Origin of the sequence: Streptomyces sp. NBC_01571, assembly GCF_026339875.1 — a bacterium.
Taxonomy (GTDB): Bacteria; Actinomycetota; Actinomycetes; order Streptomycetales; family Streptomycetaceae; genus Streptomyces.
Genome location: NZ_JAPEPZ010000001.1, coordinates 1,965,103 through 1,984,183, shown reverse-complemented (window position 1 = coordinate 1,984,183; position 19,081 = coordinate 1,965,103). Strand labels below are relative to the sequence as shown.

Annotated in this window: 16 protein-coding genes; 8 read left to right on the top strand and 8 right to left on the bottom strand. The window is 67.7% G+C overall.

Going from position 1 to position 19,081, the window contains the following annotated elements; translation table 11 throughout:
• Positions 1 to 22: 22 nt before the first annotated feature.
• Positions 23 to 1,354 (bottom strand): IS110 family RNA-guided transposase, encoded by a 1,332-nt coding sequence (locus OHB41_RS08775; RefSeq protein ID WP_266696064.1) that lies wholly within the window; start codon positions 1,352 to 1,354, stop codon positions 23 to 25.
• Between the two features lie 295 nt (positions 1,355 to 1,649).
• Between OHB41_RS08775 and OHB41_RS08770 the strand changes: the two genes are divergently transcribed.
• Positions 1,650 to 3,026: an IS1380 family transposase gene (locus OHB41_RS08770; protein WP_266697342.1), complete on the top strand. Its 1,377-nt coding sequence runs from the start codon at positions 1,650 to 1,652 to the stop codon at positions 3,024 to 3,026.
• A 322-nt stretch (positions 3,027 to 3,348) separates the two neighbouring features.
• Here the strand turns inward: OHB41_RS08770 and OHB41_RS08765 are convergent, their stop codons facing one another.
• Entirely contained in the window at positions 3,349 to 4,767 is a 1,419-nt protein-coding gene (locus tag OHB41_RS08765) for an IS1182 family transposase (RefSeq protein ID WP_526025027.1), read from the bottom strand.
• A 150-nt stretch (positions 4,768 to 4,917) separates the two neighbouring features.
• Here OHB41_RS08765 and OHB41_RS08760 point away from each other — a divergent pair, with 150 nt between their 5' ends.
• Positions 4,918 to 6,108 (top strand): cytochrome P450 family protein, encoded by a 1,191-nt coding sequence (locus tag OHB41_RS08760; protein WP_256905610.1) that lies wholly within the window; start codon positions 4,918 to 4,920, stop codon positions 6,106 to 6,108.
• A 206-nt stretch (positions 6,109 to 6,314) separates the two neighbouring features.
• Here OHB41_RS08760 and OHB41_RS08755 read toward each other — a convergent pair whose 3' ends face one another.
• Complete coding sequence (locus OHB41_RS08755) at positions 6,315 to 7,751, bottom strand: IS1380 family transposase (protein ID WP_266705744.1); 1,437 nt, start codon at positions 7,749 to 7,751, stop codon at positions 6,315 to 6,317.
• A gap of 231 nt (positions 7,752 to 7,982) precedes the next feature.
• Here OHB41_RS08755 and OHB41_RS08750 point away from each other — a divergent pair, with 231 nt between their 5' ends.
• Positions 7,983 to 9,401, top strand: coding sequence for an IS1182 family transposase (locus OHB41_RS08750; RefSeq protein WP_526025027.1), 1,419 nt, complete (start codon positions 7,983 to 7,985; stop codon positions 9,399 to 9,401).
• A gap of 153 nt (positions 9,402 to 9,554) precedes the next feature.
• On the opposite strand, the gene OHB41_RS08745 is transcribed toward OHB41_RS08750, so the two are convergent.
• Both OHB41_RS08745 and OHB41_RS08740 read right to left on the bottom strand, forming a co-directional pair.
• Positions 9,555 to 10,244: a hypothetical protein gene (locus OHB41_RS08745; RefSeq protein ID WP_234324918.1), complete on the bottom strand. Its 690-nt coding sequence runs from the start codon at positions 10,242 to 10,244 to the stop codon at positions 9,555 to 9,557.
• Between the two features lie 75 nt (positions 10,245 to 10,319).
• Positions 10,320 to 10,781: a hypothetical protein gene (locus tag OHB41_RS08740; RefSeq protein ID WP_030214026.1), complete on the bottom strand. Its 462-nt coding sequence runs from the start codon at positions 10,779 to 10,781 to the stop codon at positions 10,320 to 10,322.
• Between the two features lie 808 nt (positions 10,782 to 11,589).
• On the opposite strand from OHB41_RS08740, the gene OHB41_RS08735 reads away from it, so the two are divergent.
• Positions 11,590 to 13,503: a helix-turn-helix domain-containing protein gene (locus tag OHB41_RS08735; protein WP_266697341.1), complete on the top strand. Its 1,914-nt coding sequence runs from the start codon at positions 11,590 to 11,592 to the stop codon at positions 13,501 to 13,503.
• Positions 13,504 to 13,555: 52 nt separating this feature from the next.
• Here OHB41_RS08735 and OHB41_RS08730 read toward each other — a convergent pair whose 3' ends face one another.
• A complete protein-coding gene (locus tag OHB41_RS08730) occupies positions 13,556 to 13,951 on the bottom strand; it encodes a hypothetical protein (protein WP_266697340.1) in 396 nt (131 codons plus the stop codon).
• Complete coding sequence (locus tag OHB41_RS08725; protein WP_266697339.1) at positions 13,952 to 14,539, bottom strand: ATP-dependent DNA ligase; 588 nt, start codon at positions 14,537 to 14,539, stop codon at positions 13,952 to 13,954.
• Positions 14,540 to 15,042: 503 nt separating this feature from the next.
• On the opposite strand from OHB41_RS08725, the gene OHB41_RS08720 reads away from it, so the two are divergent.
• Entirely contained in the window at positions 15,043 to 15,561 is a 519-nt protein-coding gene (locus tag OHB41_RS08720) for a hypothetical protein (RefSeq protein WP_200698718.1), read from the top strand.
• Positions 15,562 to 15,868: 307 nt separating this feature from the next.
• Complete coding sequence (locus OHB41_RS08715; RefSeq protein ID WP_200698717.1) at positions 15,869 to 16,204, top strand: hypothetical protein; 336 nt, start codon at positions 15,869 to 15,871, stop codon at positions 16,202 to 16,204.
• Here the strand turns inward: OHB41_RS08715 and OHB41_RS08710 are convergent.
• Complete coding sequence (locus tag OHB41_RS08710) at positions 16,188 to 16,658, bottom strand: LysM peptidoglycan-binding domain-containing protein (protein WP_006378639.1); 471 nt, start codon at positions 16,656 to 16,658, stop codon at positions 16,188 to 16,190. The two genes, OHB41_RS08715 and OHB41_RS08710, sit on opposite strands and share 17 nt — an antisense overlap.
• Positions 16,659 to 16,929: 271 nt before the next feature.
• On the opposite strand from OHB41_RS08710, the gene OHB41_RS08705 reads away from it, so the two are divergent.
• Complete coding sequence (locus tag OHB41_RS08705) at positions 16,930 to 17,856, top strand: hypothetical protein (RefSeq protein WP_006378826.1); 927 nt, start codon at positions 16,930 to 16,932, stop codon at positions 17,854 to 17,856.
• A gap of 107 nt (positions 17,857 to 17,963) precedes the next feature.
• Positions 17,964 to 19,010: a hypothetical protein gene (locus tag OHB41_RS08700; protein ID WP_006378925.1), complete on the top strand. Its 1,047-nt coding sequence runs from the start codon at positions 17,964 to 17,966 to the stop codon at positions 19,008 to 19,010.
• Positions 19,011 to 19,081: the final 71 nt, after the last annotated feature.

Here is a 19,081-nt window from a genome sequence, read left to right as displayed (position 1 = left end):
GTTCGGGGGTGTCGGGAGGAGTTCAGGCGGCTGCCGGGGCGAGGGTGACGTCGTGGCCGAGGGCCTTGAGCTGGCGGACCAGGTCGCGGGCCTTGCGTGCGGGGTCGAGGTTGCGGGCATGGAAGTCCGCGCCCAGTTCGCGGTAGCGGGCGGTCGGGTTGGCCATCAGGTGCCAGACGGACACCAGGATCGAGCGGGCGACCGCGACCAGGGCTTTCATGTGGCCGCGGCGTTTGACGATGCGCCGGTAGCGGGCGCCGAGGAAGGTGTCGGTGCGCGCGGCGGAGATCGCCGCCTCGCCCAGGGCTCCCCGGAGCCAGGGATTGCCCTTGCCCGTCGGCCCGGAGGTGTTCTTCCCGCCGGACTGGATGGTGCGTGGGGAGAGTTTCGCCCAGGAGACAAGGTGGCCGGCGGTGGGGAAGACGGTCATGTCCAGGCCTGTCTCGGCGAGGATCACCTGAGCGGTGCTGGGGCCGACGCCGGGGATCTCGTCGAGTCGTTCCACGTCGGTGATCGGCATCAGCGTGCCCTGACCCGGGCCTTCGTCGTCCTCGGTGGTGGACAGTTCGGCCAGGCGGATGGTGATCCGGGCGGTGAGCTTGTCGATCTGCACGGTGAGGTAATCGACGGTGTCCAGCAGTATCCGGCACATGAATGCGTGGTGCTCCTCGAACCGGCCGGTCAGGGCTTCGGCGAGGGTGGTGTGACTGGCCTTGATCGTGCCGTGGGCCAGGTCCGCGAGGGCCTTGGGGCTGCGCTCGCCCGCGATCAGTGCCTGCAGCATCGCGCGCCCCGAGACCCCGAAGATGTCGGCGATCACGGTGGACAGCTTGATCTGGGCGTCTTCGAGGAGCTTCTCGGTTCGCTGCTTGTGGCGGGTGCGCTCGTGGGTCATCACCGCACGCGCCCGGGTGAGGTCGCGCAGTTCACGGACCGGCTTCGGGGGCACGAACGAGGCCCGGAGCATGCCGCGCTCGGCCAGCTTCGCCAGCCAGACCGCGTCCAGGCGGTCGGTCTTCGGCCGGCCCGGGACGTTCTTGACGTCACGGGCGTTGACCAGCCAGCACTCCAGGCCACGCGACTCCAACAGGAAGAAGTACGGCTTCCAGTAGGTCGATGTGGCTTCCATGACCACGCGGGTGACGCCCTGGCAGATGAGGTGGTCGGCCAGGTCCAGGATCGCGCCGCTGGTCGCGATGGTGTTGAAGACGCGCTGGGTCCGAAAGCCCGGCCTGTCCTCGTGCGGCAGGCGCACGCACACCATCCCGGACGCCTTGGCGATGTCGATCGCCGCGACCCGCTCCACAAGCTCGACCGCCTGCTCGATCTCCTCGATGTCTTCGGCCTCAGCCATGAACCCCTCCCCTTCACACCGTGCCAGTACAGGACGGTGCCTGCCCGTGGGACCGCTGGGGGAGCGAGAATCTGACCGGCGTGCTCGGAGGCAACAGTGCGTGGCCCCTCTGCGGTCCCGGCGCCAGACTGACCTACGGGCTCACAGTCCCAACGAAGCATCGGGGTCGGCGGGCAGGCACCGCGATCATGTTTTCACGCCAGCAAGGCGTACCCGAAAGGGATCAGGGGGACTGACCTGCAACGATGGGACTTGTCTAGGGTCCAGGTCGTCGCGTGAAAGAAGCACTCTCCAGGTGAAGAAGCGTATCGGGTCCTACCCGTGTGTCCGTACCGAAGGTGGTGGTCGCGGGGTGGTCTCCCAGGCCGGCGGTGTGCTGCTGGTGGAGACGATCCGCAAAACGGGCCTGGACAGGGCGATATCGGCGGCGTTGGCGCCGTGGCGCAAGTCGCGGGCGGTGCATGATCCGGGCAAGGTCCTGCTGGATGTGGCGCTGGCGGTCGCGCTGGGCGGGGACTGCCTGGCAGATGTGGGCATGCTTCGGGCCGAGCCAGCCGTGTTCGGGCCGGTCGCCTCCGACCCGACAGTCTCCCGCCTGATCGACACCCTTGCCGCCTCGGGCGAGAAGGCACTGACCGCAATCCGCACAGCCCGGTCCGAAGTCCGTTGCCGGGTCTGGAAGTTGGCCCGCGACGGGGCTCCGGACGCTGGCGGGCAGGTGACCGTGGATCTGGACGGAGTGCTGGTCATCGCCCACTCGGACAAGCAGGACGCCGCCCCGACCTGGAAGAAGACCTACGGTCACCACCCGCTGATGGGTTTCGTCGATCACGGCTCCGGTGGCACCGGTGAACCTGTCGCGTCCCTTCTCAGGGCGGGCAACGCGGGCTCGAACACGGCCGCCGACCACATCGAGGCCGCCCGCCTCGCCCTCGCTCAGCTGCCCACGAAGTACCGGCGGGGGCGACAGACCTTGATCCGCTGCGATTCCGCGGGCGGCACCCACGAGTTCGTCGCCTGGATCGCCCAGCGCGGGCGCTGGCTGTCCTACTCGGTCGGCATGGTGATCACCGAAGCCATTCACCAGCACGTCCTGAAGATCCCTGCATCGGCATGGACGCCGGCCGTCGAGACCGGCGGCGAGGTCCGCGACGGGGCCTGGGTCGCCGAACTCACCGGCGACCTGCTTGAGGGCTGGCCGAAGGGCATGCGGCTGATCGTCCGCAAGGAACGGCCGCATCCCGGGGCCCAGTTGAGGATCACCGATGCGGACGGCATGCGGATCACCTGCTTTGCTACCAACACCGCCGGCCGTCCCATCGCCGAACTCGAGCTCCGTCACCGGCTGCGGGCCCGGGCCGAGGACCGTATCCGAGCTGCCCGCGCGACGGGCCTGCGCAATCTGCCCCTGCACGACACCGCGCAGAACAAGGTGTGGCTGGAGATCGTCCAGATCGCACTCGACCTGCTGGCCTGGATGCCCATGCTCGCCCTGACCGGCCAGACCCGTCTCTGGGAACCCCGCCGCCTCCGCTTCCGCCTGTTCTCCGCAGCCGCCCAGCTCGTCACCACCGGCCGGCGCCGCATCCTCCGCCTCGCGGCCCACTGGCCCTGGACCAACGAGATCACAGACGCCCTTGCACGGCTCACACTCCTGCCGAACCCCGGCTGACCAGCAGCTTCCCTACCCCTGCGAGTAGCACCACCCCACCCGGAGCAGTGGAACCCGGCGCCCACCCGACGCGACACTCGGGCCCACGGCCTGCCCGGCATCAGCCACCGAAAGCGAAACGGTCCACCGGCTCCCTCGCGGACCGTCAAGAAAGATCGAGGCTAGCTAGGAGCGTGTCTCGGTAACGAGCAAGGGGCTCGCTGGCCGTGATCGATGGGATCGGTCGCGGCCGTTTCGTGTGCACCTGTGAGGCCGTGGTTGGGTCCTTCCCGGCTGTTGTTCGGCTGGTAGGGCCTGTGGCGTGGGCCGGGGGCCTGGCTGGTCAGCCGGCCTGGGCGGCGAGCCCGGAGTGTCGGAAGATCTTGCGGAGGTTGTGGCAGGCGGCGAGCAGTCGCCACTCACCGCGGGCGCCGTCCTCGCCACGCAGGAGGAGCTGGCGGCCGTTCTGGCAGGTCATGACCTGTCCGAAGACAGGTTCGACGATGGCTTTGCGGCGGCTGTATGCCTTCCGGCCGGGTTTGGTCCGCAGTTTGCGGGCCATGCGCTCCTTCAGCGTGGCGTCCTTGGGGATGCGTCCGCGTGGAGCGGGCGGGACCTGCTCGTCGTGGGCGAGTCGGCCGGTGGCCATGAAGGTGTCGGTGCCGCAGGCCAGTTGGCGCTCGTTCGCGGCTTCGAGGTTGGTCTCGGAGCAGTACCCGGCGTCGACCAGGGCCTGCTTGGGGTGGATGCCGGTGTTGTGGGCGGACTGGTCGAGCATCGTGGTGTAGTTCAGTGCGTCGGAGGGGTTGGTCGTCACGTCGGCGGCGGTGATGACCTGGTGTTCTTCGTCGACGACGGCCTGGGCGTTGTAGGCCTGGATGTAGGCGCCGTCGCTGTTCTTCATGATCCGCGAGTCGGGGTCGGTGAAGTTGGCCTGGGCTTTGGGCTTGGGACGGGCCTTGGCGGCGGCCGCTTCCCCGGCGTCGGTGACGGCCTGCTCGTCGCTGCTGGCGGCACGTTCCTGACGGCGGCGTTCCTTGTCCTCGGCGTGGGCGCGGGCCTTGGCGGCGGCCTCGGCCTCGATCTGCGCGCGGGCGGCCTGCAGCTTCGCCAGGCGTTTCTCACGCCGGTCCAGCTCGGCGGGCAGGTCCGCCTCCTTGCCGTCCACGCCGAAGGTGTCGTCCTCGGCTTCGTCGGCGGCCTCGGCGTCGGTCAGCAGGGCGTGGGCCTTCGCTTCCAGAGCGGCGATCTCGGCCTCTATCCGCTCTTCCTTGTCGACCAGGCGGCCGTAGCTCATCGCCTTGTGTTTGGAGGCGCTGGCCTCCAGTTTCGTGCCGTCCAGCGCGACGCGTCCCATCTTGACCATGCCGAGTGTCTGTGCGAGGTGCAGGGACTGGGTGAACAGACCGGCCAGCGCGTCGAGGTGGCGGCGGCGGAAGCGGGCGATCGAGCGGAAGTCCGGTTCCTGGCCGGCGGCCAGGAACCGGAACGCGACATCGTCGGCCAGGCGGCGCTCGATCGCCCGGGAGGAGCGGACGCCGGTGGTGTAGCCGTAGATCAGCAGTCGTACCATCAGCCGCGGATCGTAGGGCGGGTAGCCGCGCTTTTCGGTGTAGTCCGCCAGGACCGGTCCGAGGTCGAGCACCTCATCGACCAGGTCGGCGACGAACCGGGCCAGGTGGCCCTCGGGCAGCCAGTCGTCCAGCGACGGCGGCAGCAGCAGGACCTGATGCGGATCGAAGGGCCGAAACGTCTTGTCCACCGCCGCCAGCTGACCCTGCGGCCGCTTCTTCCCGACCGGCTCGACCTCGAACAGCCCCTCGCCACCACGCATACCGTGATCATCCCGTATGAATAATCACGAACCGCAGGCGGGTTGCCGGTTACTGAGACATGCTCCTAGGGTGGACACATGGATCTTGCGGACGATTTGATCACCCGCCCATACGACGTATACCAGGGGCTGCGGACCACCTCTCCGGTACACCGCATCACGGGAACGGATGGGCAACCTGCCTGGCTCGTCACTCGGTTCGACGACGTTCGCGCAGGCCTTGCCGATCCGCTGCTGTCGCTGGACAAGACGCATGCGCGTGAGGGCAATTACCGGGGGCTGTCCCTGCCTCCGGCTCTGGACGCCAACCTCCTGAATATGGATCCTCCCGACCACACCCGTCTGCGTCGCCTCGTCGGGAAGGCTTTCACCCAGCGCCGGGTCGAGCAGCTGCGCGCGCCGATCCGCGCCACCGCCGACCAACTCCTGGACGCTCTGGGCGCGGACGGCACCACAGACCTGATCACCGCCTATGCGGCCCCGCTGCCGATCACCGTAATCTGCGATCTCCTCGGCGTCCCGGCAAGCCACCGCAGGGACTTCCGTTCCTGGACAACAGCGCTGATCGCCCCGGATCCGGCCCGCCCCCACGAAGCCAAGGAAGCCATCGTGGCCATGCTGGGCTTCTTCACAGAGCTCATGGCCCACAAGCGGCGCGAGCCGGCCGACGATCTCCTTTGCGACCTGATCGCCGTACGGGACACGGAGGGCGACCGGCTCACCGAGGACGAGCTGATGTCCTTGGCCTTCCTCATCCTCTTCGCTGGCTATGAGAACACCGTCCAGCTGATCGGCAACGGGATCCTGGCCCTGTTGCAGCATCCGGACCAGATGGTGCTGCTGAGGCAGGACCCGTCCCGGATTCCTGCCGCCGTCGAGGAGTTCGCCCGTTTCGAGGGCCCGGCCTTGCTTGCCATCCGGCGCTTCGCGATCGAGGACGTGACGATCGGCGGCGTCCGGATTCCGGCGGGCGAGACGGTACTGCTGTCCCTGTCCGCCGCCAACCGCGACCCGGATCGCTTCCCGGACCCGGACCGCCTGGACCTCGGCCGCGATGCCGGCGGCCACCTGGCGCTCGGCCACGGCATCCACTACTGCCTGGGCGCACCCTTGGCACGAGCCGAGACTGAGATCGCCCTGGCCGCGCTCCTGGAGCGGTTCGCGGATCTTGAGCTCACCGGGAACGAACCGCGGTGGCGGCCTTCGCTGCGCGCCCGAGGACTCCTCGAACTGCCGGTGCGCTACGCAGCCACCGAGTCCTCGTCCTGACCGAGGCACTCGTCGACGACGCCGCTGCCCTGTCCGGCGTGGGCGGGGCAGCTAGCCTCGCCGTTTCGGTTGGGCTGAGGCGGCGTCGCTGATCGCCAACTGTTGGGTGGCCGATGTGATTTCGGTGCTTGGGCAGGTCGGAGTCCCGGCGCGGTGGTCGGGTTCTCCGGGTTCTTTCGGGTCGTGGGCGGACGGGGGTTTGCTGGTCAGCTGGCGGGTCGGGGCAGTGCGGCGAGGCGGTGGAAGGCCGTGGCCAGTTCGTGTCTCCAGGGCCAGGTCGCCGATATTCGCAGGTGGAGGCGTCGGCCGCCGCGGGTGAGGCGGGCCGTGACGTGCAGTAGCCGGTAGCGGAGTTTCTTCGGCTCGGCGGTGGCCAGCTCCCCGTCCAGGAGGAGGACACGGGTCCAGGCGAGCAGGTCGATCGCGGCGAGGCTGAGTTCGAGCCAGACGGCGTTGACGGCGAAGTCGCGGGAGGGGAAGCGGCCGAAGCCGGTGGTCTTGCCGCACCGGATGTGGTCCTCGACAGTGGCATGTCCGCGGTGGCGGACCTCCAGGAACTGGGCGGAACCGCCACCGGAGTACGGGGTGTCGGTGAGGAACACCTGATGCCGCAGGCCCTCGTCCTGGTCGAACAGGGACAGCTGGGCTCCGGGGTGCGGCCGCTCTCGGCGCACGATGATGCGGGTGCCGGCCGGGTAGCCGTCCAGATCGACCATGCCGGTCAGCTCGGCGACCTCGGCGCCATCACGCAGAGTCCCGTCCTGGTCCAGGGCGGGATGCCAGAGGCGGTCGGGCATGGCCCGGACAGCGCGACGGACCGGCTCGGTGATGGCGTATCCGACCGAGAAGAAGGTACGGATTCCTCGTTTCCGCACGTCGCGGACGTGGGCGAGGAATGCTTTCGCGGATCCGGCACTGTCGGTGCGGACGAGGATGTCGGTGCCGTGAAGTTGAGCGTCGGGGATCTGCGCGAGTGCCTGGTCGAACACCGTGATGTGGTCGCTCGCGGTGTTGGCACCGGCGTTTCCGGGACGCAGTCGGCCCGACAGTGCCTCGCCGGTGTTGGCCAGGAAGCACAGCAGCGGGTGGAAGCCGAAGCCGCCTTTATAGGTGGGTGCGGCCTGCTCCTTCTCGGAGTGGCAGGTGATCAGCGTGGCGTCGAGGTCCAGGACCAGCCCGGGCAGAATGCGTCCCGCGGCCCGGACTGCGGGTATGCCCTCGCCTTGCTCGGCGGCCTGCATCCAGGCGACTTCCCGAGCTTGGGCACGCGCCGCGCGCAGAGAAGCCAGTGTCCTCTCGTCGGTGTCGGCGAGCAGTCGCCAGGCCGTCGGTGCCGAGGCGACCGAACCGAACACCCCTGCCTGGTCCCGCAGTACGGCCAGGTCCGCGATGGCCTCACCGCCGTCGGCGAGCACCACCGCCAGGTCGGTGGCGATCCGGCCCGGATCATGCCCGGTCCCGCGCGGCCGAAGTGGCCTGAGCGCGGTGGAGTACGCGGCGGTCAGCCCGGTGGCATCAGCGAGATCGGCCAGTAACCGTGCCCCGGCATGCCCGACCACCCCCGAACCATCTGCACTGACCTGGATCTTGGGACGCAACCCGATAGCCTGCACGTAGAAAGTGCCCTCCGCCTGGACCGACAGAACTCCTCAGCAAGGTTCATCGTCCCAGGTCAGGAAGGCACTTTCGCATTTCCGCCCCAAAGCCAGCCGTACCCAAGTGAAACGGCGAGGCTAGGAGCGTGTCTCAGTAACCGGCAACCCGCCTGCGGTTCGTGATTATTCATACGGGATGATCACGGTATGCGTGGTGGCGAGGGGCTGTTCGAGGTCGAGCCGGTCGGGAAGAAGCGGCCGCAGGGTCAGCTGGCGGCGGTGGACAAGACGTTTCGGCCCTTCGATCCGCATCAGGTCCTGCTGCTGCCGCCGTCGCTGGACGACTGGCTGCCCGAGGGCCACCTGGCCCGGTTCGTCGCCGACCTGGTCGATGAGGTGCTCGACCTCGGACCGGTCCTGGCGGACTACACCGAAAAGCGCGGCTACCCGCCCTACGATCCGCGGCTGATGGTACGACTGCTGATCTACGGCTACACCACCGGCGTCCGCTCCTCCCGGGCGATCGAGCGCCGCCTGGCCGACGATGTCGCGTTCCGGTTCCTGGCCGCCGGCCAGGAACCGGACTTCCGCTCGATCGCCCGCTTCCGCCGCCGCCACCTCGACGCGCTGGCCGGTCTGTTCACCCAGTCCCTGCACCTCGCACAGACACTCGGCATGGTCAAGATGGGACGCGTCGCGCTGGACGGCACGAAACTGGAGGCCAGCGCCTCCAAACACAAGGCGATGAGCTACGGCCGCCTGGTCGACAAGGAAGAGCGGATAGAGGCCGAGATCGCCGCTCTGGAAGCGAAGGCCCACGCCCTGCTGACCGACGCCGAGGCCGCCGACGAAGCCGAGGACGACACCTTCGGCGTGGACGGCAAGGAGGCGGACCTGCCCGCCGAGCTGGACCGGCGTGAGAAACGCCTGGCGAAGCTGCAGGCCGCCCGCGCGCAGATCGAGGCCGAGGCCGCCGCCAAGGCCCGCGCCCACGCCGAGGACAAGGAACGCCGCCGTCAGGAACGTGCCGCCAGCAGCGACGAGCAGGCCGTCACCGACGCCGGGGAAGCGGCCGCCGCCAAGGCCCGTCCCAAGCCCAAAGCCCAGGCCAACTTCACCGACCCCGACTCGCGGATCATGAAGAACAGCGACGGCGCCTACATCCAGGCCTACAACGCCCAGGCCGTCGTCGACGAAGAACACCAGGTCATCACCGCCGCCGACGTGACGACCAACCCCTCCGACGCACTGAACTACACCACGATGCTCGACCAGTCCGCCCACAACACCGGCATCCACCCCAAGCAGGCCCTGGTCGACGCCGGGTACTGCTCCGAGACCAACCTCGAAGCCGCGAACGAGCGCCAACTGGCCTGCGGCACCGACACCTTCATGGCCACCGGCCGACTCGCCCACGACGAGCAGGTCCCGCCCGCTCCACGCGGACGCATCCCCAAGGACGCCACGCTGAAGGAGCGCATGGCCCGCAAACTGCGGACCAAACCCGGCCGGAAGGCATACAGCCGCCGCAAAGCCATCGTCGAACCTGTCTTCGGACAGGTCATGACCTGCCAGAACGGCCGCCAGCTCCTCCTGCGTGGCGAGGACGGCGCCCGCGGTGAGTGGCGACTGCTCGCCGCCTGCCACAACCTCCGCAAGATCTTCCGACACTCCGGGCTCGCCGCCCAGGCCGGCTGACCAGCCAGGCCCCCGGCCCACGCCACAGGCCCTACCAGCCGAACAACAGCCGGGAAGGACCCAACCACGGCCTCACAGGTGCACACGAAACGGCCGCGACCGATCCCATCGATCACGGCCAGCGAGCCCCTTGCTCGTTACCGAGACACGCTCCTAGTCTCCGGCCAGTGCCTTCTTGTCGCGCAGGCGCTCACGCAGGGCACCGACCATGGGGAGCGTCAGACCGCAGAAGAGGAACAGCACCGCCAGTCCGCTCAGCGTGGGGCTCACGACCTCCTCGGCCTTCAGCGGCCAGGGATTGTCGAGGGTGTAGAAGATGATGTACGAGCCCTTGGAGAACGCGTACGCCAGGCCGAGGGCCGCCGACACGGAGGACAAGGCGAAGCCGGCGCCGCTCCACGGTCTGATGCCCCAGTTGCGGCGTGCCGTCCTGCCGCACATGAATGCGAGTTCAGCGCAGGTGACCAGGACGTAGGAGAGGTAAATCAGCAGATACGCGGCGACCTTCGGGTCGTCGGCGTACTCGGTCGTGAACTCGACATCGGGCCGGTTCGTGGCCAGGAAGAGCGGCACCAGGATCATCAGTTCCACCGCGGCGGCGAAGCCGCGCTGGAACATCGCGGCCTTCAGGTACTCGGGCCGGTAGGCGAGGTCCACCATCGTGATCTGAAGGAAGGCACACCACAGGACCGCACAGATGTGAGCCACCAGCTTGCCGACGTTGTGCAGGCCCGTGATGTCCTGCAACGCATCGGCCACCGCGGGGACGGCGCACAGGACGCCCAGTGTGCACACCCCGAAGGCGAGGGCGATCGCCCAGGTGGACACCCGCGGATTGCCCACGGCCCTCCGTGTGCAGAGCGCTGTGACCACCAATCCGGCTGCGGTGCACGTCCCGAAGACTATGCCGTCGACCACTTACAAACCCTCCAGTGCATCTGCCGCATAGCGTGCGGCGTCGTCCATACTCCGGCGTCGTTGAGGCTTGTCGGGCGACTTGTCCGCCTCGTCGTCCGGCACCGGCTCTAGACCGAGATCATCCCGACGCTGTTCAAGGTCCGCGATGAGGTTCTGCACCTCGTCGGGCGGCATGCCGTTCAGCAGTGCGAGAACTCGGCGTACCTGAGGATCCTCGAAGGCCTCCAGGGCCTTGAGATCGCCATAGGTGTTGTGCGGCAGAAGATGTGCGGGTGGGACGCCGCCGAGAGCTTCGCACAGTGCCAGGATGGTGCCCACCGTCGGGTTGTCCTGGGAACCCTTGGCCAATTTGGCGATGGCGGCGTGAGACACCGACGGGTGCTCGCCCGGCAGTGCGTCGACGGCGGCAGACAGCGTGCGCGACGAGAACGCGCGGCCTTTGGCATCGCGGCGGGCGGCCATCAACGCGCTAAGTCTCTCCGCCAGAGGGCGGCGGCCGCGCCTCAGCACAGGCAGGGATTGCCGGACAGGGCCTGGGGGCCGTCCTGCTGCAGGCTGTACACCACTATGTATCGGTCTCTCACTCAGGCGGGGTTCGGTGCTGTGTATTTTAGTTGACATAGCCGGGGGCGCAAGGCAGGATCACGATAGGGTGAATGAAACCCTGCGCAGCAGATTGATTACTGACCGTAACGACTGTAGTGCAGGAATGATCTCCTGGGTGCTGGGTCCCCAGTAGCCCGAAGAGTTGGACACGACGGCGGTGGATGCGGCGTTGGTGTTTGCCGAACTGCGGCTCACGCTCGCAGTTCGGGCGCTGCACCGGCAGGGGGAAGAGTTGAGGATGGAGCTGGCATCCAACAGCAGTGCCCATGCTGGCCGGGATGTGCGGGGAGAGTCAGCCATGGCGCGTGCTCTTCGTGAACGCCACTGCTCTCGACGGGGGAGGGTGAGCGCCGGGGGAGGGGCTCGTCCGTGCCCTCGCGTGACTCCCCGCCGGGCGCAACTGGCCCGCGCCCGCAGATGGCGCCGGGCCGAGCGCCTCGTGCATCCCGCGGTACCTCCCGCGGGACGCCGTCTCGAGCGGGCGGCACCTCCACGCCCCCGGCTTCTTCTTGCTGGCGCGCGGGTGGGTCAAAGCGCACCTCCAGGACCAGTAATGCGAATCGACGGAAGCGGAGCCATGAGGTCGTGATCACTGAGTGCCTGTGCCGGCCAGCCGGTACCGGAGGTACTTCACGACCTCGTCCCGACTCCCGAGGAGCGCACCATGCTGACTCTGGGCTCACTGCCCACTGACCGGCCGGAACTCGAACTGACATTCGTAGCAAGCGGTTCCCTGCGTGCCCAGACCGCGGAGATCACCGGCGTGGTGACGGTGACGCCGGAGCAGCTGCTGGAAGACGGTGTCCCGTCGGCTCTGCCTGACGGCTCGCTCGTCTTGATCACCGGAATTTCTCCCTTCCGCCTGCGTGGCCGTATCACCACGGTTCTCGATCTGTTGCTGCAGCGGATGAGCCGGGACGGCGGCGCAGGTCTGGCCGTCAGTGCAGCTCCCGGGGCGCGCCAGCCGTTCCCCCCGGTCATCGTGGACCGGGCCAGTGGGCTGGGCATCGCCCTGCTGATCACGTCTGCTCCCACCGAGTGCTGGGAAGGCGTGCATGAGGAGATCCAGCAGTCCCGCCTGAGGTTCGCTGAGCATCGTGCCGCCCAACTCAGCTCCCTGGTACAGGAGTTGCCGGCCCAGCTGGCCGATTCCAGGGCCATGCAGCGCATCGCGGACTGGCTCGCCCGGGTCCTCGACTGCCAGGTTCTGGTCAGCGAACCGGAGCGGGTCCTCGCCGCCTCACCGGCCACGGCAGCAGAGCAGCTGGCTCAGGCCATCATCCGGCAGTCCGTCGACGGAGTTCTCCCCGAGACGCTCTCCGGACCCCACACCCAGCTCATCTCGCTCGCCCCGGCCTCGGCCGCGGACACCGTACTCGCGGTGGCCCGCAGAACCCCATTCGACGAGGCGGATCTGCGGTTGCTGCGTCATGCGGCGAAACTCCTGGGCCTCGTGGACCAGGCGCACCGCGAATACCGGGCAGCCTCCGGTGCCTCCCAAGCGGCGCGCAGCGCAGCGTTCGAGCTTCTTCTAGACGGCGAGGTTGAAAAGGCGCGGCGTGTCATGGCCAATTTGGCGCCCGGACTTCTGGAAACGGAAACCGCCCGCGTCTTCGTTGTGGAGACCCAGCCGTCACGCCGGGAGCTGACTGTCCGCCGCTGCAGGACATCTGTCGGCCAGCATGCCCTCGTCGTGCCTGCCCCGAGAGACGACCGGCGGATACTGATCGTGCAGCCGATCCGCCCCGACGAGGATTCCGGGGAGGATGTCTCCGCCGAACTCACCCGCCTGGTGGGCGCATTGGGGTCGCCGTCGTCTCTGGGGGGCAGCGGGGTCTACTCCATGGCCCTGCTCGCCGACGCACTTCACGAGGCCATCACCGCCCAGAGGTTTGCCGCCTTCCAGCCTGACTCCGTGGCCCTCTCCGTGCACGGCTCCGACCTCGTCAGTCTCCTGCCGCAGGCGGAAGCGCAACACTGGGCCCGCCGCCTGCTGCACCCGCTGATGCGCGACGAGACGCAGTGGGAGTCCATGCGCGAAACCCTTCCGGCCGCCCTCGCCTACCCATACACGGTGGCCGCCCGCCGGCTGCGCCTGCACCGCAACACGGTCATGCGCCGCGCCTCACGAGCCGCCGAACTCCTACGCATGGACTTCACGTCCATAAGCGACCGCATAGCCGTCGCCCTGGCCATGGAACTGGTCACGCAACGAGAGGGTTCCGCCTCTCCGCGGCTGGCCGGTGCGGAACCGCCCTCCTTGGCGCGGCTGTTGGACACTCCCCAGGTGCACGCCTGGGCACAGACCTTGGTCAGACCGGTCCAGGCAGACCGGCGTGACCTCCAGTCCACGGCGCTCGCCTGGCTCACCTTCGACACGCACGTCGAGCCGGCAGCCCGCGCGCTCGGTCTCTCCGAGGTCACAGTGCGTTCCCATCTGCGGGCCGTGGAGAACCACATGCAGCGCGATCTCGCCACCCTCGCGGGCGTACGCGATCTGCAGTTCTCACTTCATGTCGTCACGGGCCAGCCTGATCTGCCCTCAGATCAGCAAGGACTGTCTGTCGTTGCCTGCTGAGCGCCTCGGCGTCACAGAACTCGGCGTGAGAGAGACCCCTCCTTTTTCTTCCTCATGTGGCCGGCCTTCGCAGCGCGTCGAGGGGCGGCACGTCTTCGACGGCCATGTCCGCACGCACACGCACAAAGCGCACAGGGTGGCGCAGACGGCCGCGGGCGTCCCGGGAGACATCCACGCTGATCTCGACGACGGTCTCCGGAACGACCAGAGACACCTGCAGTTTCTCCCGTGATCCCCAGCCGGCGGAGAAAGACCACCCGGCCCACGGGTGATCCGCTACCGGGCGCAAGAGACCCCCCATGATCTGAGCCTGAACTCCCGGCAAGGCGCTCGTGCGTCCCGCATACTGCAGTCGTCCGTCGAAGTCGTGCCGGCCGAGCAGCAGTGTCCGGGGACGGTGGGGCGCCCCGGTGACCGCACCGACGATCATCTCCAGGGTGTCGCGCACCTACTTCCGCCAGGAGCGTTCTCCTGGCCGATAGCTTTCGCCGCCGTCCTTGAACACGCAGCCTTCCACGCCGGCCACGGACCAGGCCAGCCACCCTCGGGCCACTTCGGCATCGTTTGTTGACGGGCACAACGTCCACGGCGCAGCCAGCCCCTCCCGCTGGAACAGGGTTTCGAGTGCCCGCCGTCTCTCGACGTATGAGCGTTCGCGCAGGCTCTGGCCCTCGACGTGGAGCAGGTCGAACACGACGTAGTGGGCCGGCTGGGCAGCCGCGGCCTGCTGAGCGACGGCGCCCCGGCGGTGCAACCGCTGCGTGAGCCGCCTGAACGCGAGCCTGTTCTCCTCCCACACGACCAATTCGCCGTCGAAGACGACGGAAAAGGGCAACCGCCGAAGGGCTGAGGTGATCTCCGGAAAGGCCGCGGATAGATCACTGCCCGTGCGCGAGCGCAGCACCGTAGGACCGGTAGCATCGTGTGCCGCGAACGCCCGGAAGCCATCCCATTTCGGTTCGGCAAACCAGTTCAAGGGAAGTGCAAACGTCTCGACGGGATTCGCCAGCATTGGCTCGGAGGGAAGGTCGATCACATCGGAGGGCTACCACAAACGCCTCGCGGGACGAAGGAAGACACGAGGAAAAACGGCTCGTCAGTATGGGGTTAGATCACCTTCCACGCCACCGCAAGAGACCACCGGGAAATGTCTCCTTATCGACCAACCTGCCGTTCGTGGCGTGGTGTTCAGGATGGGGCGGAAGTTTGCCAAGTGATAGACGAGCTACGCGTGGGGCCTGAAAGTGTGCAACCCCGACACCCCTGTCATGAGGAAGGTGCACTTCCGCGCCGGCATGTAGCCGACTGGTGCAATACCGACAGGTGTCAACGGCCAGTTTGTGCACCGGCGAAATGGCATCGCCACGCGCATATGCCTAGCGTTGCCGATGCAAGCCCGGCCAACCATGAGGCGAGTGAGGCTCAAGCCGAAACTGCCCACGGGGAAGCCGACAAAGCCCGCGGTGGTGAACCGCTGCACGCACCAGGAGGCGGGCGCTGAAAGGTGGTTGGAGCCACCGCATATGAAGGAGCGCACCGATGATCCACCCCCACCCCGAAGCGTCCAACTCTGACGAGTTCAAAGGTTTCGATGAAGCCCGGCGCATCATGTGGTGCCATGAAGCTCGTGCCCGCGTGTACGAACGGTTCGAGCAGACGAGCTTCATCGGTGACTCGAACGTTGCAGCGGTCCACGTCGACAACACCACCAGGGCAGACCGTGTGTTCCTCGTGGCTTTCGACAAGGCCGGCCAGCAGGTCGGCGTCGACACGCTCTACATCGACGAGCCGAATCAACACCTCGGCATCGCGCCCGAGTTCGACCACGATTTCACCGGCATGGACGTCGTTCCGGACTCTCAGCTTGACCAGTCCATCTCTCGCGAGAACGGCTGGGTCGTCAACCTGAAGGTACTGCGCGAGTACGACCCCTTGGCCGATCGCCGGGCCACGCAGCGTGCGGTGTTCCTGGCGCATCTGCAGGACATGATGAAGAACGGTGATGTCCGCGGATTCCTGTTTGGCCGGGGTGAGTCCGACGACACCGATGCGGCGTGAGAGACCACGACCTCGTGCCTCAGACGACCCCCGCCGGCAGCCTGGCCGGCGGGGGTCGTCTGATCTCTGACGCTGTTACGAGTGCTGCGTTTCGCAACAGGGGAGGGGATCAGCACAGCTGATCCGTGTGTCGAACCCAGGCCGAGTGCTTTGCGGGGAGACATGCCGTGGACCGGCTAACGCCGGTCCCGGGTGACGCCTCGCGGTGAGCTCTACGAGGCCCACGCAGTTCGTCTTCAACACCGTCGACCAGAACCTTCCCCCCGACCTTGAGCAGCGACTGGGCGGCAGAGCCCAGGACCGAAGCATGACCGCCTCCGCCGATTCCGGGCTCCCGCTGGACGACGTCCTCGATCTGAGCACAGCGCTCGATCTCGTCGATGCGAAGATCGAGCTGCTCAGCGACTACAAGCTCAAATACCCGCAGGACTACACGCCGGATGGCATCCGGTCCATGAACGACGAGGTCGAGCAGCTGCACCAGCTGCGCACGCGCCTGATGGACCTGCGGGCCCGCCGGGAAGCAGAGTCCTCCGCCCTGAGAAGACGACGATGCCCTGACCGCCTCGTGGCGGTCAGGGCATCGAATCAGGCTCGGTACGCGGCAGTGCCGCCCTGCCGGGTCGTCACACCGGCGGGATGAGCAGCGAGGCCCCCGCGTAGATGAGATCCGGATTCTGGATCTTGTTCGTCTCGACCAGGATGCCGATCGGCATCCCCGTCGTCCCCGAGATCGCGGTGAGCGTATCGCCTGGCTTGATGGTGTACGGCTTCGCCTTCGGCGCGGGCTTCGCCTCGGCCGGTGCACCCGATCCGTTGGGCTTGTCCTCGTCGCCGCGACCCGGCGTCGGATCCTGACTCGCCCCGTTCTCGTCCTGCTTCCCCGTGCCGCCCTCGCTCGGCTGCTGGGCGCTGCCGCCTCCGGCGTTCTTCTCGCCGGGATTCACCGGTGCCTCGACCGGGGCGTGATTGCCCTGCAGTGCCTGGATGAAGCCGCCGTCGGACGTCGCGAGCTGCGTCAGGCCCCATCCGGCGAAGAGCGCCGCTCCGCCCACCATGACGCTGGCGGCGATGACGGGTCCGTTGCCGAAGCCCATCGGGCCGGCGTGACTCCCGGCAGCTGCTCTCGTCTGCGCCGACGGCTTCGACGTCGTCCCCACTGGCCTCTGAATCGTAGCCGTCATCCCTGTCCCGACTCCTCTGCGAATAGCACGCACAATCATTCATGTCCGGCATTGGCATTCTACTCATAGTCGAACTGAAGTTGATAGAATAAGGGATTGGATGGCAGTCCGAATCCTGTCCGATAGCCCCCCAATGGACCCCTGAGTCACCGACCGCCAGACCGAACGAAGGAACCGCATCACCATGGCCAACTACTCCATCTCCGCCAGCCAGATCACCGAGGGCAAGAACGTCTTCATCCGCGGGAAGCTCGGCTTCGCCGTACTCGCCCGCCTCATCGAAGGCGCGGAGCTCGTTGCCAGCGACCAGCGCAAGACGAAGAACGGGATGAGCCCCGTCGGCAAGCCGCACACCACCGCGACGATCATTCACGCCGAGGTCCAGTTCGCCGATCCGAACAACCCCACCCTCGAAGAGCAGTTCGTCTCCGAGCGCCGCTACGACTCCCCGAAGCGGCCCGAAACCGGACCCAACTACTCCATCGACTCCAAGGGCAGCACCCTGCCGGTCATCGCGATCCCTTCTCCGAAGGGCGACGGCACCTACGACCAGGACGAGTCCGGTCAGGAGCTCGCGCAGGGCCTCGACGTCACGCTCGTGCTGCGCACCTACAAGCCGAAGAACTTCAACAACCGAGGCCTGGCCCTCGAGCAGGTGATCGTCCACGAGGCGCCGCGCTACTACAAGGCCGGCGGCATCGACCAGGCTGAGCTGGCTGCGCGTGGCATCGTGCTCAACGGCACGCCGCGTCCCGTTCAGGCCACTCCTGCCAGCGCTGCCCCTGCCGCCGCCGTCCCGGTGGCGACGGAGGTCGAGGACGGCCTGTCCTTCCCGGCCCCCCAGCCGGCGTCCGCACCTGTGGCCGTGGCCGCGCAGGCTCCCGTTCAGGCTCAGGCCCCGGCGACCGCCGTGGCTGCGCCCGTCGCTGCGGCTCCTGCTCCGGCCGCGGCTCCTGCCCAGCAGGAGACCCTGGAGCAGAAGCTCGCGCGCCTTGAGGCCGAGAACGCCTCCCTCAAGGACGCCGGTTCGGCCGTGGGCTCGCCCGTGGCCACCGACCCCTGGAACGGCTCCGGCCTGGCCCAGCAGGCGGGGATCACCTACCAGGGCTGATCCACGCTGACCCTCGATGAGACCCCCGTACTCGCATCCGTGCGGTACGAGGGTCCTGTCTTTCTCTTCCCCTCCTGACGCCTCCGACCGAAAGCGTGCGTCCCACGATGACTCCAGCCGACCCCCATGCCTGGTTCCCGCAGTTCTACGGCAACCCCGCGATCCGCACTCTCGCCAGTGCCTGTCGGTGGACCATCTCCGGACAGATCGGGGAAGAGACCCCCGACAATCCCACCAAGCCGCCGAAGCGCAAGGCCCCGATCGACGTACGGCACCTGCTCGCCGGCTGCACGTCCAGCTGCAAGCACGCCAGCCCACTACGCGGAGCCTTCGCCCTGGACGAGACCTGCCTGCTCACCCTCGACGAACTCACCGCGGCGATACCGAACGCCGCGAACACCGCCTTCTACCTCCAGGCCCAGACTGACGGGCTGCTCGTCCTCGACATCGAGGCCGACTGCCCGCCAGGAGTGGCCACAGACCTGCTGCGGCTGCCGGGCATCCTCTACTCGGAGCTGTCGATGTCCGGCCAGGGCTTCCATCTCGTCATGCCGCTGCCGAAGAACTTCCACGACTTCCCTGTAGCCGCCGGCAAGCGCGTCCTGCGTGAGGAACACGGCTGGTACGAGCTGCTCCTGGACCACTGGTCGACCTTCACCCGCCAGCCGGTGCCCGATCGCATCGTCGCTCACGTCAACACAGCAACTAATGTGCCGGCCTTCGCCTCCATCGAGGACCTCTACGCGCAGCTGGCCGTGAACGCCAGCGAGAGCTCCGGTGCTTCAGCATCAGCTGTCGACACCACCGAGGACATGCCCGACATCCCGTACTCGCAGGCGATCGTCGAGCAGGCCCTGGCCAGTGCACGCCATCAGCTACGGGATCCCGGCGACTTCAACCACGACATGTCCCGCTGGGAATTCTCGGTTCTCGCCTCGCTCTACGGCTGGATGCGGACGCAACTGCGCGCCTACAGCGCCCTCGGCGTCGAGTACTCGACGGGCGACACCGCGTGGTTGCTCTACAAGGCGGCGGTCGATGTCATCCCTGCGCGCCCCAAGCACCGCGAGCGGCGCAACGGCCGGCCCTTCCTCCTCGACCGGGCGGCTGCGCTCGTGGCCGACCGCGAGGCCCGTTCCTCGTCGACCAACTGACGCTCTGTGCCTGTTCCTGCTGCTGCTTCTGCTCCTGGTTCATCTGCTGCCTCCGGCAACGGGGGTGGGGT